The following is a 16,158-nucleotide window of genomic DNA, read 5'->3' as shown; positions in this document are numbered from 1 at the left end:
AATTTCCCTTCTATTGCTACACTGAGTCACATCATCGGTGGCTAATGTTTTGCCAGGGCTATCCAATTGCTCCAGTCCCTCCACCAGAGCGACAGGTGTCATCCGATTACCTGCAATCTTGCTTCTAACCTCTCCACAGACACCAAGTCAGGCGGCCGTGACTGACGCATTCCCAAATGCTGGTTAAAGAACATCCAGACTTATTCAAAATCAAAATATCCATCCGAATCATGCAGTTATATTAACTGGACAAGTTAATAGACACGTGAGCAAGGCTGTGCTTGAGCAAAAGAACAATGCCATGGAACACCCCACAGCACCGGCAACAACAAGCGACTCGGCTAGGGCACAGCGAAAACCTCGCTGCCTGTTGCTGTTCGGGTGCAGGTGATTGCTAGGCGATTTACTGATTTGGTATCTGAACGTAGATCATTCCATCATCACGTTCTTCAATGGTGATGAACAGTTCGTCGCCCGTATCCAGGGTTGCGGTTGCTTTATAGAACCCTGTCGTGACTTCTTTATCAATTGTCACCCCCATGCATCTAGCTGAACTATAAAACTGCTCTTGGATAATATCTGTAACGACCGGACAAGCCGATTCTTCAATAGCCATTTCAGAGCCACCAACATCGATCAATACTGATAAAAACAATGCTGAAATCCAGGCGAAAAAATAATGTTTTTTATGGTTCAGTAATGCTGCCCTTTTCCAGATATATACAGGCACAATAAATACCGACCAATGCGCTGGTGAAACATGACCTGCTGCTTTCAATTTCTTCTCGTCAAGCAAACATAGCGCAATATTTGCCATTATAGATGGTAGAAAAAGAAACATTCCTACGATCAAGTCTATAATAGCGCCGATGATAGGGACTGTTACCAATATCCACATAAATTTATTATCGATATCCTCTCCTGCTAGGGGAGGTGGCGTAGTCGCTTTGTGCACTCCAAAGAATTCAGATAGCAAAGTTTCGCTTGCATGAACCCAATCACCTTCGCCAGGCCAAACTTTAGTTGAAGGCGTGATTTTCCCATCACTAATAGCGCTCTTGACTTCATCTAAAGTTAACGGACCAAACTGTGCTCCATTTTCAACGTAATGCCATGTTGTCATTTATAGATCTCCATTTCCTTTTGGTTAAAAAATTTTAGACGCAGGACTGAACTTCCTAAAATTTCTATTTACTTGAGCAGCCTGAGCTACAGCTTTGCTCCCACCAATCTTGTATAGAACCAGGGCATTTCCATTCATCGAGCATGATCATTCCCTTGTGAGCCTGGCATCACTCAATACTGATATAAGTAGCTGCTATCCCAAAATCCAATTCAGGTAAATTCCTGCGCTGATGGTAAACAATGGTTTCCCATCAACACAGCCAGATAGTACCCAAACTCTTTTTCCCAGTGCCTTTCGACTCATGTAAGCAGACAAAAGCCTTTGGGTTTTGTCACAAACCCAACACTAGATGTTCGAGATAAAAGTCGGGGTTCACCAATGCAGGTTTATAGCAAGATTCCACTACAAGGCGACGACCCTTATAAGCCCATTGGTAACCACGGGCCTTAGGTATCTGAGCGACTAGCTGCAGCATCGATGGTTCTGTGGTGACTTGAATCCTGTTAGCAGCCAACATATCCATGTATCTCCTTTCTACTGCCATCGCTCCTTTCTAAAAGCATCAAGCACGTAGATGACTGTGTCTGATACACAGCGTACAGGGGGGATACGTCATAACCGGTCGCTTAAGGAAAAGCCACCTTCGTAAGGCGGCTGCTTTTTTCGCCCAGGCGGTGCTCGACCCCAAACCCAAGTGATGGTCTCGTTCATCGACGAGCATTGTTCTTGGTACGGGGCCGAGTCGATTTGTAGCCAACTGCCAATCACCCCATCGACGTATTACCATTGCAAAGTGCTTGAAGCCGATCCTGGGTGTCGACCGGAACGGTACCGGAGGGACAGTGGTTAATGGCTGAAATTCAGCGTGCATGGGAGTAAAACTTCTGCGTCTACGGCGTGCTTAAGGTCTGGCAGCAACTACGGAGGGAAGGCATTGATGTAGTGCGCTGTGCCGAAGAACGACTGATACGCCGTCTGGGGATTCGTGGCGTAGTGAGGGTGAAGCGAGACTTTACGGCAACGCGCCCCAATCAGCTTTGGGTGGCTGATTTTAAGTACATAGCGACCTAATCAGGTTTCGTATACGTTGCCTTCATCATCGAAATCTACGCCCGCTGCATCATGGGTTCGTGTGTCGCGAAGTCTATGAAAACGGAACTGGTACTTGATGCATTGGGGCAGGCACTTTGGGCACACAAGCGCCGTCAAAGTCTGATCCATCACAGTGATAGGGTAGCCAATACCTATCAATCCGATACACCGAACGCATGGCTGACGAGGGTATCGATGCCTCAGTCGGTACCACCGGTGACTCCTACGACAATGCGCTCGCCGAAACCATTATCGGCCTGTTCAAGGCAGAGGTAATCCACCATCGTGGTCCATGAAAAGGGCTGGATACCGTGGAATATGCCAGCTGGAGTGGGTTCGTTGGTTCAATAATCGCCAACTTCTGGAACCTATTGGAAACGTGTCCCCAGTAGAGAGCGAGAAATGGCGTACTATCGCCAATTGGAAGAGCCAGGTGAAGCCGCCTGACTCAAACAAAACGGTCTCTAAAATAACCGGGGTGGTTCAGTTACACATCATTATTTACAGGCTCCTCGACTCCCATAGAAGGCCTACTCGTCGTTGTCCTTTTTAGCTAACAGCAGAATAATCCGCTCCACCTGTTTGGCCTCTGCTTCCGTAAAGACAGCCTCGTCGCCGGCAGGGGTATCAACAATCTTTCCGACGAGCGCTTTGTATCGGTTTTTATGCCGATACAGTAGGTAGGCACTTCCCGCAACAGCAGCTCCGCCCAGTGCAAAGGGTAAAGCAACAGATACCGTGGGGATTACGCCCAAAGACACCAGTGCACCTTTAATGCCTGAGGCGCCAATGGAGGTTCCCAATATACCGGTCGAGCCGATAGCCGCGGAAGTGCCGCTACTGACCGCGCCGGCCGCTGAGCTGAGGAGGCCGGTGAACGCTGCCAGGCCGGCCACCCCCGCGGTACCTGCTGTGGTTAACAGGGCTGCAATGGCCGAGGTGCTCAGATACGTACCAGCGACATATCCACTCGCCCCGCTGACGATCAACCCCCCCGCTGCATGGGGAACCAGGGAGCCGCCCGCAGCAAGGGCAGAGAGAACAGGAATCAAAGGAATAGGCATAGAATCCTCCCGAATAATCCAACAAAAAAATCGCACAATTTGGATGCGTAATCGCTGCGGAGACGCGAAGATTGATTTGCGTCTTACCCGCAGGTAGCACTACCAAAAAGACGAGCGTCATACCGATCGGAGTGTGTTATTCCCGTCACGGTTGTCCGGACTACATCCGGCTTGTTGGACGGCCACGTCGGTTAGTGGCCGGGATTGACTTCATTGTAAAACGTGTTTTTCAGGAATTGCAAGGGGCAATAAAAGCATTATTCGATCGTTGACACGGGATAATTTGCCGACTACCCTTGTCTCCGCTCAATGAGCACCTTCAAAACATAGGTTTGCGTGTCATCTGATCACGCATCTCAAAATCCGGCCTCATCTAGCGAGGCTTCCCAAAGCATTTTTGTTGCAGTTTGTGCTGCGCCGATTTGTCTGGACGTTAGGCGTCCAGGGGGATTTTGCGTCTTTTTTGGAGGTGTCGATGACAATACTCAACTCCGCTCCGTCGGTTGAACAGGCTCTTACCCAGTTAGCAGCGTTAGAGTCTGCCGTTCACTCCATGCCCGTTCGTGGCACAGTTTCTATACGTTTCACCCTAGTCCCAATACCCTGGCACTTCGCATCAATGGATGTGTAGTGGTCTAATGATTCCGGACACCCAGATAGGTGGTACCCTTGCCACCCAAGAGGTGTTCAATGAAAAGACAACGTCGTTCCTTTACCCCTGAGTTCAAACTTGAAGCTGCCAGCCTCGTCCTTGATCAGGGGTATTCCATATCCGAAGCCTGTCGTGCGCTTGATGTAGGCGAAACAGCGCTGAGGCGCTGGGTAGACCAACTTCGTGCAGAACGAGGTGGTGAAACACCCACCAGCAAAGCTATGACGCCAGAGCAGAAGCGCATCCAGGAATTAGAAGCCCAGGTCAAACGACTGGAACAAGAAAAGGACATATTAAAAAAGGCTTCCGCTCTCTTGATGTCAGACGAGTTCAAACGTATGCGCTGATAGACCGTTTGAGAGAGTTCAAGCCCATCAAGATGGTCTGTCAGGCATTAGGCATTAAACGATCCAGTTACTACGACTATCGCCGCGGTAAGGGCAGCATCAACCGACGGAAGCTGGAGCTGAAAACGCACGTGAACCGCGCTTTCAAGTTGAGCCGTAGTGGGCTGGGAAGTCGTGGTATCCGTGATCTACTGGCGTCAGAAGGTATTGAAGCCGGGCGCTATTTGATCCGCCGCCTGATGAAAGAATCCGGCCTGATCTGTAAGCAACCGGGGCCTCATAAGTACAAGAAAGCGACGGTAGAACATGTGGACATCCCCAACCGACTGAATCGTGAATTTGATGTCCTGCAACCCAACCAGGTCTGGTGTGGTGATATAACCTACATCTGGACAGGGGCTCGCTGGTCATATCTGGCTGTTGTACTAGGTCTTTACGCCCGCAGGGTTATTGGCTGGGCAGTCTCATACTCGGCGGACAAAGAGCTGGTCACAAAGGCCCTGGATGATGCTTGGCAACGGCGAGGACAACCCGAGGGCGTGATGTTCCACTCCGATCAAGGCTGCCAATACACCAGTCTGAAGTTCCGCCAACGGATCTGGCGTTATCGAATGGTACAGAGCATGAGCCGTCGGGGGAATTGCTGGGATAATTCCCCGATGGAGCGACTGTTCCGAAGTCTGAAAACGGAATGGGTACCAGAAACTGGCTACCGCTCATTGCCTGAGGCCAAAGTGGATATTGGTCATTATCTGATGGGCTACTACAACCAGCAACGGCCTCACCGTGCCAATGGCGGTATCAGCCCTCAGGCAGCGGAAGAAAAACTTAAAACCGTGTCCGGGATTAGTTGACCACTACACAACGAGTGGTCGGTAAGTCAGGCGCTCACGTTTTTGGGCGAGCATGAAAAGGCTATCCCGTATCGGGTGAAAGATGATCTCACCCGGTTAGGTTCCAGGTTACTTGAGCGTCCTTTAGAGCAAATCGCTTCTGCACCAGCAGTCCTCACGTCAAAGGGCTTCTTTGATATCCTCCGTTAGGTCTTTTCGAGGGTATCTTCTGTCTATAGCCTGAAGCGCCCTGAATCAGCTCTCATTCCGCGTCATGGCGAATGGCTGAGATGGGCAAGGCACTCATTTACTTAAAGGATGCGGTATGAACGGATTCGAATTTGCGAACGAAGCTCTCTCGATCAAGGGCTACGAGTTGGATTCGATCATTGAAATAACGGAAGGGGAAGAGGTCGACTGGCTTGAGTTCAAGGCCGCGATCCAGCCCCAGGATTCGGATGAAGCGTCCAAATTCAACGAGGCGGATTACATTTTTCACCTTGTTAAAGCACTGGTCGGCATGGCCAATAGTTCTAGTGGCGGTTTGGTCGTGCTCGGCATCGATGATGCTGGCAAGGCTATAGGGCTCGAGGCAAGCGGCTTTGACGGGGATAAGGACAAGTTCACTCGTCGTATATCGAGCAAGGTGCTTCTCAAAGAGGGGTGGCGTACGACAAAAGGCCACTGGCGCTGGAAAGTCACCGCGGACCAGATCACTTTCAACCCCCAGTGGGCGACGTATCAGAATATCGATGTACTGGTATTCGCTGTCCCGCCACGTGAGCATGCACTTGGCCCACTTACGCTGACACATGCCGCCAGCAAAAACAGCGAGCTGCAGGATACTGTCTTTATCCGGGTTGGTGGGGATCGAGGGCAGGTCATCCAGTACTCCAGAGAAGATGCCGTCCACTGGTGGGGGCAGCGTGATTTAACACTCTTTAGCCAAAAGTTCATAACCTGGATCAGAGAGCTTCAGAAAACCGATCCGGCTGTGTTTGTTAACACCGTTCGCAACTACTGTAGTGACGCAGTGAGAGATTGGGAGGAGGTTGGGCGAACCTACGTCCCGCTAGAAGCGGATGTCTGGCTGATTTCCAATGATTCCACCCGGCACAGGCGTATGCCCGAAGAGGATTATCTACTTTCTGGTAACACTGATGGGGGGGCGAGTAAGTGGCGGGGTGACCTGCAGGAAGTAGTGACCAGGGTTTATCCCGCTTTTCTGACAGGTGAGCCCGGGGCAGGTAAAAGCACTAGTCTGAGGGAATATACGCGAAAACTTTGTCTCCAGGGGCATAGCGAGCCCGGTACGTGGGGCGTGTATGTGCCGCTTGCAGCGTATACCGCTTCTGGTTTGCGTGACCTGATCTGTCGGGAAATCCCACCGCTAAATTGGTGTGATATTCAGCTTGAACTGGACGCTGGCCACTTAACCCTGGTTCTAGATGGATTAAACGAATGTCCTTCCTCTCACTATGACCAATGTGTTGCTGAACTGAGTGACCTGCTAAAAGAACACCCCAACGGTAAAATTATCGTATCTACGCGCACATCCCACCTTCCTTCCTATGCGCGGAAAGTAATTGAACTACGCTCGATGGCTGCTGAAAGCCAGCAGCAATTCGTTAGGAACCATTTGGGCGATGATCCAGATGTCATACAGGCGTTTTGGAATACATTGCATCTGAAATCGACAGCGCCGATGATCGCGCAAAGCCCGATACTACTGCGAGTGGCGGTCAGTGTATGGGACGATAGTGGCGATCTTCCCGGTGGTCTTGCTCAGCTCTATCAGTCCTTTTTAGATTCATGGATACGACGAGAACTGTCGAAGGACCTTTCTGCTGGTGAGGTGGCAATTTGGTCGGAAAGTGATATCCGGGAAGGTTTGGCTATTCTCGCTTATTCAATGCACTCTGATGGGCTGGTTGCCTGTACGGCAGCGTATGCAGAAGAACGACTTCGTATTGTGCTGGGGGATCGATGCCATTCATTCATCACCCGGGTGGTACAGGGGCTGATGATAGAGTGGACCTATAATGGACGGGTCATCCGGTTTAAGCATGAAACCATACAAGAGTTCCTGGTCGCGTTTTTTCTGGTGGAACATTCTGAATATGAACTCATTCAAGCGGCCAATATATCTGATCCCTTGCGTTGGGCTATGCCCATTGCTTTTGCGTTTGAGCTATTTGACCAACCACCTGAAGACTTTTTGCAGAGCGCTTGGCGAGTTGCTCCCTTGCTGGTCTGTGCAGCTTACCGAGACGAGGAAGCGTTAAAAACATTACCAGAACCGGGCTATCGTCACCTTGCCCCACAAAATAGCCTTTGGGTACAAGGCATCATCAGATGCCTGAGGGGGGAGAGCGTAGAGAGCATTACCCAGCGCTTGTCGTATCTTGGACGCACCCCGTCACCACGGCTTCGGAAACAAAAGCATGCGTTGCCGCAAGAGCTGACTGCTGCCCTTGAAGGTATGGCATTTTGGTATTCGCTGAGTAGCCATGATAACGGACTGCGTCGGATAGAGCGTCTGCAGCATCTACTGATCGATCAGCGAAACCTTTGGCTTGAACTACTTGCACATGTCCTAGTCGCCCAGCCCGGCTGGCTTATTCATCTGACTGAAGCACAGAAATTGTTAGTGGGTGAGCTGACTAATGATGAACGTGACCAAGCGTTGAGTGAGGCATCGATTGCCGAGCTTTGTTTCATGGTGAGAAATAAGATTATCAGTCAGGATGAGTTTCGGAAGCACTGGAAGCGTGCTCTCAATGCGGATAAAACCGAGCCCTTAGATAGCAAGCTTCTCGCATTATTGGCAGCTAAGACAATCAAGGCGTCTCAGCTTAACGGGGAACAGCGCTCTTTACTGAAAACCATGGCGAGCAACAGAGAATTATCTCCGCGAATCCTGAGCACCTTGGTTCGTGATGGAGTCGTGCAAGCGGCAGAAATACGCCATGACCCGGTGCAGATTAACCGCCTTGTTGATACAGTATCTCCAATCCGAGCGAAACAGCTAGTGAAGACGGGCGTCCTCCGGCGCGAGGACTTTAACAAGCAGCAACTTGAGTCCCTTTACAATAGAGTTAATGAGGGTAAGGATATTCAGTTCATCCTGGAGGCAGGCTTGGCTGACTCGCGCCAGCAGATACCAAAATCGATTCGGGACCGGGTTCATGGGATAGGCCACGAAAAAGGCCGCACGGAAGTACCTCAAGCCCCCCATATTCGAAGCGATACCGGTGCTACGAAGGACTCGGGTGATGTACTCGCACAAATATACTTGTCTCCAGAGCAAATGCTTCTCAAAAATATTCGCGAAGATATGCAGAAACCTCATAACTTTCCTCCAGGTAATGGTTACCATCGTTTCCTTGCTGAACAAGTTGAAGCCAGTACCCGCTGGCCATTAACTGAGCGCAAGGAATTGATCGACCTGGCGGAGGCGTTCTTCCTTGAACACGGCAGCAAGAAACGTCGCAAGGAATATCGAAGCCTTATAGGCCTCGCTAGAGAGGCGCTTCGGGGAGCCTAATCATAGCCGGTTCCTAGGTACGCACGGATGCGGGGCCTTTGAAGTAGTACTGGTCGGTGACTTGAATCGCTTGGGTCCCGATCAGTTTCCGGGCATCGGCTATGTCATACTCATATATGTGGGCCGATGCGATATACCCGCTCATACTCCCGACGCTGGCACCAGCCCTGTCTGCCAAGCTTTCGAAAAGCGTCGCAAGAGCCAAAAAATTCGCGTACTGGCGACCAAAAATATTCTGGCTACGAAAAAAGAACTGTAAATGGAGTTCACCATTTCGGATTTTCGCATCAAGTGTGCTCAGGCATGGAAGGTTCAAATCATCTAGGCCAGGCGTGACTAGTGAGATTGTTGCTGACTTCGTTTCAGGCTTGTCCCGCAACCGTTTCAACATCCACTCGAATTGATCCACACCATTCATATCGTAGATGAGCTGCCCATACGTAAATGGGCGGTCATTCATAACGACTCCCTTCGAGAATTTTTCCAACATCTTGTTGATAACCTGATGGTCGCCAACACTTTCGATAAACAGATCTTCTGAGGAGGGTCGTTCGATTTCGACACACAGCCCTAAAACTTCATATATAGCCACATCTTCGTCATAGTGACGAACCCCCTCGGCAAGCACAGTCTCAATGCACTTCTGCCAGCACTCCCCTAAGGTGTGAGCTGTAACTGTAAACATGAATTAATCTCAACAAATAATAATCAGTGGGCGTTGCTACTCGAACAGTTCACGGGGATCGCTTAAGAACTCAAAGTAGCTTTTTCCCTCGACGCGATCAGAAAAACTGTCATGCTCTATCGGGCGCAGTCTTTTCTGCTCTCCATCTAACGTCTTAGCCCATATACCGTGTGTATCGGTGACCTCGCCAATCACGGTTAGCGGAGTACCACTGTGCTTGGATAAGGTGTTCAATGCGGTTAATTCCTTCTCCGGAATACTATAAAGGAATTGCCAGTCCCCGCCCGCCAGGGAAAGCTGAAGGGGTGATAGTGACAAGGTGCTGGCTAAGTCTCTTAGTTCGCAGTGGATTGGAATTTTTGCCTCATCCAGCTCGATTCCCAAGTTAGTACCCGAGAGAATGTTACGGCAGGCTGCTTGGAGGCCATCGCTGATATCCGTGCATGCATGAGCAATGCGAGCTCCACTCATAGCTAAGCCTAACCTAAATGGTGGGCGCTGCTGTATAAGTGCTTGATCAAGACGTTGCCGGACATTATCTGATACTTGAAGTCCCCTTTTATAGACAATGGAGCCGAGTAACATCGAGCCAAGCGTGCCTGATACAACCAACTGGTCACCTATTTGGGGAGTGTTCCGAAATAGGAGATTGTCAACAGGGGCTTTGCCGAGCGCAGTGACGACTAAAGAAAGCGCTTCAGCCTTCTTAGTATCGCCGCCTGTGAGTGTTACACCATAGTGCGCGCAGGCCTGCTGTATACCATCGACGATTTCATCGACTAACTGAATAGTTGCCTCGCCAGGTAGTAGTAGTGCTACAGACACGGCAAAGGGGACGCCCCCGGTTGCTAGAATGTCGCTAACAGCATGAGAAATCGCAAAGTCACCAATACATTCTCCACCGGCAAGACCTAGTTTGTATGCTTTATTAACACCTGACCGATCTGTGTTTACGAGCAGAGTATCGTCTGGTTTGAGCGGATTATTTAAAACGCCGGCATCGTGTCCTAGGCCTCCAAGCAAGCTTTGTGTTGTCTCGGGAGAGCTCTGCAAACGACGGATAAGTCGTTCCTTGATGAATCGCTCGCCTGTAGCCTGTAATGTTCTGTTATCCGCTGTTTTATCAAACATAGTGATTTTTCTTCAGTACCTGATCAATCATAACTAGATCAAGGCCAAGTATAAGCGTATATTTTTGTTGTGTATTATAGCATCGAAGTGTACGCTTTTGTCATGAAAATTCGTGCTGAATTTATTGATTTTTTATTGAACGAGTACCCATGGAATGCCGATACAAATTCATCTTTCAGGTGATGAACGCCTTAATCTGGGCAGCTCATCAATTCTTTATTTACCTAATACAGTTAGTCTTGAACACTTGCAGAAAATTGCCGACGGGCTGTGTGAACAGGACGTAATATTTTCTGCCGATACTAATACTAGTAGAGAGCTGACCACCTATGCGGCTAGATTTTGGAATGAGGTATCAGCTCCTAAAAAAAAATCAATATCAGAAGAGAATTTCAAAAAATTAGAGACTAATTACTACCGTAATCACGCGTGGGGTTCTAAAAAAAACAGTCAAAAGATTCGGCAGCTTGAGCTCGATGCAGAGAAATTTGTTACTGATGTGTCAGATGTAAAAGAAAGACTCCTCCAAGCCAAAAAAGATGGCGAATTAGCTTATAGCTTAGTCAATAGCCTCTTAAATGAAATCAAGAAATTTGGATTTGGAGAAAAGTTAGATAAATGGGTGAAAGCGACATCTGATGGCTTACCGAATCGAGTTATCGAGTCGATTCTTAGGGAGAAGAAAAATAAGCTAAGCAGACTTGAAAAAAATAAAATCAAAGCAGAGCTGAATAAAGGGTATCGAATATCATCAGAAGAGTTAACGTTAACAAACGATATTCACCCCAACTTTCTTCCGGCGCTGAAACCAAGCACTAAATGGACAGTTGCTATTGATGAGACGGGAGAAATTCATGATCCTAATTTTGCATCAGAAGCACAAAATTCATTTGTTGGAAAATTCGTTGCTCTGATTGTTCCTGAATCTATTTCTCTGCCTCCACTAGATGATGGGTTCCATGCTACAGATGAAATTCATGCCGTGGTTGAGGAAAACCTACGCAGGCTAACCTCACAGCCAGTAGGTATCTTCGGTTTTTCAGTTAAAGACCCAGTTGTTTTTGGAGATAACTGGTACCAACAAATTGATTTGCTGATACGTTGGGTATTGCGGTTATTGCCGATCGATCAACATCAAACGACAACGGTAAAATTTGAGGTTGAACAAACTACAGACTACAGAGGGTCTGCCTTAAGTATCCGGGCGGAGTCTATACTGGCAGAGCTGAAGCGTATCAGTCCTGCCCGATATTCAAACCTCGAATTACATATGAAGTTTGTTAAAAAGAAAGAAAGTAAATTTAACGGTTATGTCGATACCATTGCAAATTGCTGGGGCAGCCCGACACCGGAAAGAAAAGCACTGCTGCAACATTTCAAGCTGGAAGACCATTGTCTCCTCTCGCCTGACAGTAATGGGCTTTTGGAACGAACATTAATAGCTTTGAATGATGGGCACTCCCTTCTGCCGGAGGATTGGTACCGGCTCGCATCGTCTATTAACGAAATAGGTTCAAGGACACTGGTCGACGACGTGCTGTTACAGTTAGGTGAGACTGCGCAAAATGCGCCATATGTATGGATAAGGTACTTAGCGGAAGTTCAAGAACGGCTTAGAGTTAAAGAGGCTTCGCCTCACATACTTTCAAGGGCTATCGGGTGGCTAAACACATATAAGCCAAAAGATCATGAGATTCCTAAAATTGTAAAATTACAATATAGGGCTGCACAGTTAGCATTGGATAACCATCAAGGTCTCTCAGCTCAAGACGTCCTTGCTGAGACAATGGCTCTGGCGTTTCAACTCCTTGATGAAGATGCTCCACAGGCTGCTGAAGTTATTTTACGTTCGGTAATATCAATGACCAATGCTTATAGCTTCGATTTAATGCTTCCCTATATAGATAAAGTTCTAGAAGAAGAGCCAAAGGTTTTTGGGTTGAAGAATTACGGTAAGTTGCTGTCGACCCGCGGACAATTAGCTGCATTTAAAGAAGACTATGAAGGTGCGGTGAATTACTTTGATCAGGCTTTGTTGAGCTTCAATAAGCTATCCGATCCGATTCAGCGTAGTCGGGAGATCAAGCAGACTCAAAGCTATCGCATGTTTGCACTTTTAGATAAGAGTTCCGCGAATTGCGGCCTTATTAAAGATCAATGTGAAGAATTTGTTAATACACAGAGCCGTACGAATCTTAATCAAGCTGTAAAACATATGCATACTTGGGAGGGTACGAAACGTTTTGCTCACCATCTTTTACTTCGAGCGCTTGCGACAGAGCGTCTTAAAGAAGAATATTTAGTAGATCAGTATATCGCGTCATTTGATGATTGGGTGCTTGGAGAAGATCATCCCTGGCAGTTAATAGCCTTTTATAGAGCAATACTCCTTGCTCGTCATGGGCGCATAGCAGATGCTCAACAGCAAATCAGGCTTTCACTTGATATTTGTGACGGTCATCCTCATGGAACGATCACTTGGATAGGCACCGTCATAGAGCGCTGTGCATCACAGCTTGATCTCCTGCCTAAGGACCTAAAGGCGGACGCTGGCAAGCGATTCGAAATCGCTAGGAGAGCACTGCCTAATGCGCCCATTAATCACTTAGAGACTGCCTTTAGCGGGTCTTTTGAGGCTATCGATGATGAGTTACGACTGTTATTACCGTTCAACTTCAGGTGACACCCTGTAAACAGTCCATCTGTTACGCTTTACGAGCCCCTGTTTCAGCGGGCTCTACCCATCACTCTACTCCGCAATAATGCTGGTAGGGGAAGCGTCAGGATTTACCAAACTTCACGTAGACCACGTTATCATAGTCCTGCGGGCGCAAACCACTTTCCGTGGTCGAGGTTAGTGAGGTCAATAACTCCCCCCATCGCTCCCAAGTCCGAACCTGTAAAGGCCAGCGATCTGCTCTGTTGTAGGTTGCAATCAGCTTTGGCTCTGCATGACCAATCATCACATCAGCCAGTAGCTTGTCTGCTCCCAAGTGCTCGGACCATGCCGTAGTAGCAGTTCGCCGCAAATCATGGATTGAAAAAAGGCTCATTTCCCCCAAAGGTGCTGAAGCATCTCGCTCCTTTTGCTTTCGGCCTTGGAGTCGGTTCAACGACTGCGTGGGAGTATCCATACCAATGGGTTGTCCGTATCCGCCGTTAAAACGACCCACTTGCCCTTAACTGTACTGCGCCACTTTTTTTGAAGTACGTTCCAGCTCAACATTCCAGGGCAGCAGTCGCTCCAGCTTTTCCAGGGTGTCAGCATCGGCGATGCGCTCCAGCACATGCCGGATGTACGCCGAGGGTTCCAGGTCGTTGGCTTTGGCCGTTTCGATCAGGGAGTAACAGGTGGCACTGGCGTGAGCGCCCTGCGGAGTATCCGCGAACAACCAGGCCTTGCGCCCCACGGCGAACGGGCGGATGGCATTCTCGGCCAGTACGTTGCTGATATGCAGGTCACCCCGCTTACAGTAGCCGATCAGGGTGGGCCACTGGTTCAGGGTGTATTCCATCGCTTTGCGAGTTAGCCCGCCTTTCATCACACGCCCCACGTTCGCATCCAGCCAAGACTTGAACACTTCCAGTTTGGGGAGGCTCAGCTCCTGACGGATCCGGTAGCGTTCGTTAGGGTTCAGGTCCTTGATCTGACGCTCGATGGCATACAGCTTGTTGATGTGGCCAAGTGCCACATCCGCTTTGGACAGCTTGGTCTGTTTGCCTTTACCCGCCGGCTTGGCCCCTTTGGTCGCTTCGATAAACTTACGGCGGGCGTGATCCCAGCAGCCGATACGGGTCAGCTCATTGGCTGAACAGATCGGCGCATAACCGGAGTAACCATCCGCCTGCAGCACACCCTTGAAGTCATCAAGCAGGCGCACGGGCACCGCTCCACTTCGAGAGGGATCATAGGCGAACAGGACGGAAGGTTGGCCCGGTGGTCCGCCACGGGTCACCCACATCCATTTATCGGATTGGGCGGCTTTGCCATCCTCTTTGAGTACCTGGATCCGGGTTTCGTCAGCCTGCAGGTAGGCCGCACTGTTCTGCGCTTCCCGCATCAGGTTGATCAGGGGTTTGAACACCTCATCCAGACGGATGATCCAGTGCGCCATGCGGGTGCGGCACAGCTCATGGCCCAGACGCTTGAACATCTGCTCTTGCCGATACAACGGCAGACCATCGGCATATTTGGAGGTGATCAGGTAGGCCAGCAGGGCCGGGGTGGCGATGCATTTGCCCAGCGGGTGTGTCGGGCGAGCCGCGGCCAGGATACGCTCGTCGCCGTTCTCCTCGAACACCGCTTTTTCCTGCCAGTATTCCAGTACTTTGAGCTGGGCGGGGATATAGTCCAGCTCTTCCTTGACCTTGGTGAAGAAGGTTTTGACCGCCCCGGCCTTCTCTTCATCACTCAGCTGCAGCTCGATACGCTCACGCAGCAGGTGATCGGAGAAGCCGCGCTGACGGCGCTTGGGTGCAGGCGTGACAGCAGGGGTATCACCTTCAGCGGCTTCAATATCGTCCGGGAGCTGATCCCGCAGCTGATCGATCTCGGCTTCCAGTTCGGACTCATCGAAGAGGTGGATCTGGTGGGCCGTTTTCTCACTGCTGGCCGCGAACCGCTGGATGCGTTGCAAGCGCAGCATCTCTTCCAGCAACAGGATGTATTGCTCGCGCTGCTGGAGTTGCCGGTCACGCGCTTTGACGGCCTGATCCCGCTGCTCAAGCACTTGGTTTTGCCGTTCAAGCTCATCCTCTTTCGAGGCCAGTTGCTGCTGCAGCCCGGCCACCATCGACAGCAAGTCAGCGGTCGATAAACTGCTGATATCAGGCGTCTTTGAGGTGGTTTCGGGCTGTGTTTTCATGGGCAAAATTATATCAAAAACAGCCAGTTGAAGCACCCAAAACCGGCTATCCAACGGCCTCATACTGCAAGGTTTTATGGCCTTGCAGCAGGCTGATATCATAGCCATCGAGCAGCCAGTTGATCTGCTCGCCGGTCAACGGCATGAGCTCATCAGCCGGGCTCGGCCACTTGAATTTCTCTTCGGCCAGCGCCTTGTAATAGAGGATAAAGCCGTTGTCCTCCCACATCAGGCACTTGATCTTGTTACGCTGTCGGTTGGTGAAGGCATACAGCGCACCGGTGAAGGGGTTCTGTCCCAACTCCTGTTCAATCAGCACCGCCAGACCATTGGCCTGCTTGCGAAAATCAATGGGCTCACGGTACAGATAGATCTCGGGCATGGACCGAGAGGGACGAAGATACCGCGGTTTCATCAGAGCTGCCTCAGGATCGCGCCGAGCAGGTCGACATTACCGGCATGCAGCCCTGTAATGGCCATGCCGCCGGGAAGCTTCAGGGTCAGATCATCCGATAGCGGTGAAGCGGCCACCTGGGTGACGCGAGCAAAGCCGGATGTTGGTGTACGCTCGGTATCGGTCGCATCATCTGTACCTTCGAGCTTGCGGCGCCAATAGACAAACTGGTGATAGGACAGTGACTGCTGTTTGCAGAAAGCAGCACCGGATAGCCCGGTATCACGCCAGTGTTCAATGTGCTGTTGCCAGTAGTGTGTGCGCTCGGCTGAGTTCATGCTGGATTCCTCGCGTAGGTGACGATGGAATCAGTGTGCGGCGGTCAGTGGCTGGAAAAAAGGTGCTGATTTAAGGGCGCTTAC

The 16,158-nt window shown here is 50.0% G+C and carries 10 protein-coding genes, 1 pseudogene and 1 other annotated feature; of the genes and pseudogenes, 4 read left to right on the top strand and 7 right to left on the bottom strand.

Features of this window, described 5'->3' with window-relative positions; all coding sequences use genetic code 11:
* Positions 1-403: 403 nt before the first annotated feature.
* On the bottom strand, positions 404-1,123 hold the full coding sequence (locus H1S06_RS00575) for a DUF4339 domain-containing protein (RefSeq protein WP_181736340.1): 720 nt from the start codon (positions 1,121-1,123) through the stop codon (positions 404-406).
* 658 nt (positions 1,124-1,781) lie between these two features.
* Positions 1,782-1,898 (top strand) — a sequence feature (AL1L pseudoknot).
* Positions 1,899-1,972: 74 nt separating this feature from the next.
* On the opposite strand from H1S06_RS00575, the pseudogene H1S06_RS15760 reads away from it, so the two are divergent.
* A pseudogene (locus H1S06_RS15760) lies at positions 1,973-2,665 on the top strand (IS3 family transposase); the annotation flags it as partial.
* Between the two features lie 83 nt (positions 2,666-2,748).
* Here H1S06_RS15760 and H1S06_RS00565 read toward each other — a convergent pair.
* Positions 2,749-3,282 (bottom strand): hypothetical protein, encoded by a 534-nt coding sequence (locus tag H1S06_RS00565; protein WP_181736338.1) that lies wholly within the window; start codon positions 3,280-3,282, stop codon positions 2,749-2,751.
* Positions 3,283-3,972: 690 nt separating this feature from the next.
* Between H1S06_RS00565 and H1S06_RS00560 the strand changes: the two genes are divergently transcribed.
* Together H1S06_RS00560 and H1S06_RS00555 are read left to right on the top strand one after the other, a co-directional pair.
* Positions 3,973-5,135 (top strand): IS3 family transposase gene (locus H1S06_RS00560; RefSeq protein WP_181736337.1). Its coding sequence is split into 2 segments (ribosomal slippage): positions 3,973-4,228 and positions 4,228-5,135, totalling 1,164 coding nucleotides; the frame shifts between segments, so codons are not numbered across the junction.
* A 304-nt stretch (positions 5,136-5,439) separates the two neighbouring features.
* Positions 5,440-8,661 carry an NACHT domain-containing protein gene (locus H1S06_RS00555; protein ID WP_181736336.1) on the top strand — a complete coding sequence of 1,074 codons (3,222 nt, stop codon included), beginning with the start codon at positions 5,440-5,442 and terminating at the stop codon, positions 8,659-8,661.
* A gap of 13 nt (positions 8,662-8,674) precedes the next feature.
* On the opposite strand, the gene H1S06_RS00550 is transcribed toward H1S06_RS00555, so the two are convergent.
* Both H1S06_RS00550 and H1S06_RS00545 read right to left on the bottom strand, forming a co-directional pair.
* Positions 8,675-9,346, bottom strand: a complete 672-nt coding sequence (locus H1S06_RS00550; protein WP_181736335.1) for a thymidylate synthase — start codon at positions 9,344-9,346, stop codon at positions 8,675-8,677.
* 36 nt (positions 9,347-9,382) lie between these two features.
* A complete protein-coding gene (locus H1S06_RS00545; RefSeq protein ID WP_181736334.1) occupies positions 9,383-10,477 on the bottom strand; it encodes a thiamine-phosphate kinase in 1,095 nt (364 codons plus the stop codon).
* A 154-nt stretch (positions 10,478-10,631) separates the two neighbouring features.
* Between H1S06_RS00545 and H1S06_RS00540 the strand changes: the two genes are divergently transcribed.
* On the top strand, positions 10,632-13,160 hold the full coding sequence (locus H1S06_RS00540) for a hypothetical protein (protein WP_181736333.1): 2,529 nt from the start codon (positions 10,632-10,634) through the stop codon (positions 13,158-13,160).
* Between the two features lie 496 nt (positions 13,161-13,656).
* On the opposite strand, the gene tnpC is transcribed toward H1S06_RS00540, so the two are convergent.
* Genes tnpC through tnpA form a run of 3 tightly spaced genes read right to left on the bottom strand, consistent with a single transcriptional unit; the run spans position 13,657 to position 16,074 of the window.
* Complete coding sequence (tnpC, locus tag H1S06_RS00535) at positions 13,657-15,342, bottom strand: IS66 family transposase (RefSeq protein WP_181736332.1); 1,686 nt, start codon at positions 15,340-15,342, stop codon at positions 13,657-13,659.
* Positions 15,343-15,388: 46 nt separating this feature from the next.
* Entirely contained in the window at positions 15,389-15,757 is a 369-nt protein-coding gene (tnpB, locus tag H1S06_RS00530; protein WP_181736331.1) for an IS66 family insertion sequence element accessory protein TnpB, read from the bottom strand.
* The gene (tnpA, locus tag H1S06_RS00525) at positions 15,757-16,074 is read right to left on the bottom strand and encodes an IS66 family insertion sequence element accessory protein TnpA (protein ID WP_181736330.1); all 318 of its coding nucleotides are present in this window, start codon (positions 16,072-16,074) and stop codon (positions 15,757-15,759) included. The genes tnpB and tnpA overlap by 1 nt, the downstream gene beginning before the upstream one ends.
* Positions 16,075-16,158 lie beyond the last annotated feature (84 nt).

It is taken from the genome of Marinobacterium marinum (genome assembly GCF_013868415.1).
In the GTDB taxonomy this organism is placed as follows: domain Bacteria; phylum Pseudomonadota; class Gammaproteobacteria; order Pseudomonadales; family Balneatricaceae; genus Marinobacterium; species Marinobacterium marinum.
Note: the sequence above shows the minus strand (reverse complement) of the source record. Positions and strands in the feature narration are given on the sequence as shown.

Bases quoted from the DNA above. Each gene is read 5' to 3' on its own strand.
- H1S06_RS00575 (WP_181736340.1), bottom strand. From the start codon at position 1,123: ATGACAACATGGCATTACGTTGAAAATGGAGCACAGTTTGGTCCGTTA.
- H1S06_RS00540 (WP_181736333.1), top strand. From the start codon at position 10,632: ATGCCGATACAAATTCATCTTTCAGGTGATGAACGCCTTAATCTGGGC.
- tnpC (WP_181736332.1), bottom strand. From the start codon at position 15,342: ATGAAAACACAGCCCGAAACCACCTCAAAGACGCCTGATATCAGCAGT.
- tnpA (WP_181736330.1), bottom strand. From the start codon at position 16,074: ATGAACTCAGCCGAGCGCACACACTACTGGCAACAGCACATTGAACAC.
- H1S06_RS00550 (WP_181736335.1), bottom strand. From the start codon at position 9,346: ATGTTTACAGTTACAGCTCACACCTTAGGGGAGTGCTGGCAGAAGTGC.
- tnpB (WP_181736331.1), bottom strand. From the start codon at position 15,757: ATGAAACCGCGGTATCTTCGTCCCTCTCGGTCCATGCCCGAGATCTAT.
- H1S06_RS00555 (WP_181736336.1), top strand. From the start codon at position 5,440: ATGAACGGATTCGAATTTGCGAACGAAGCTCTCTCGATCAAGGGCTAC.
- H1S06_RS00545 (WP_181736334.1), bottom strand. From the start codon at position 10,477: ATGTTTGATAAAACAGCGGATAACAGAACATTACAGGCTACAGGCGAG.
- H1S06_RS00565 (WP_181736338.1), bottom strand. From the start codon at position 3,282: ATGCCTATTCCTTTGATTCCTGTTCTCTCTGCCCTTGCTGCGGGCGGC.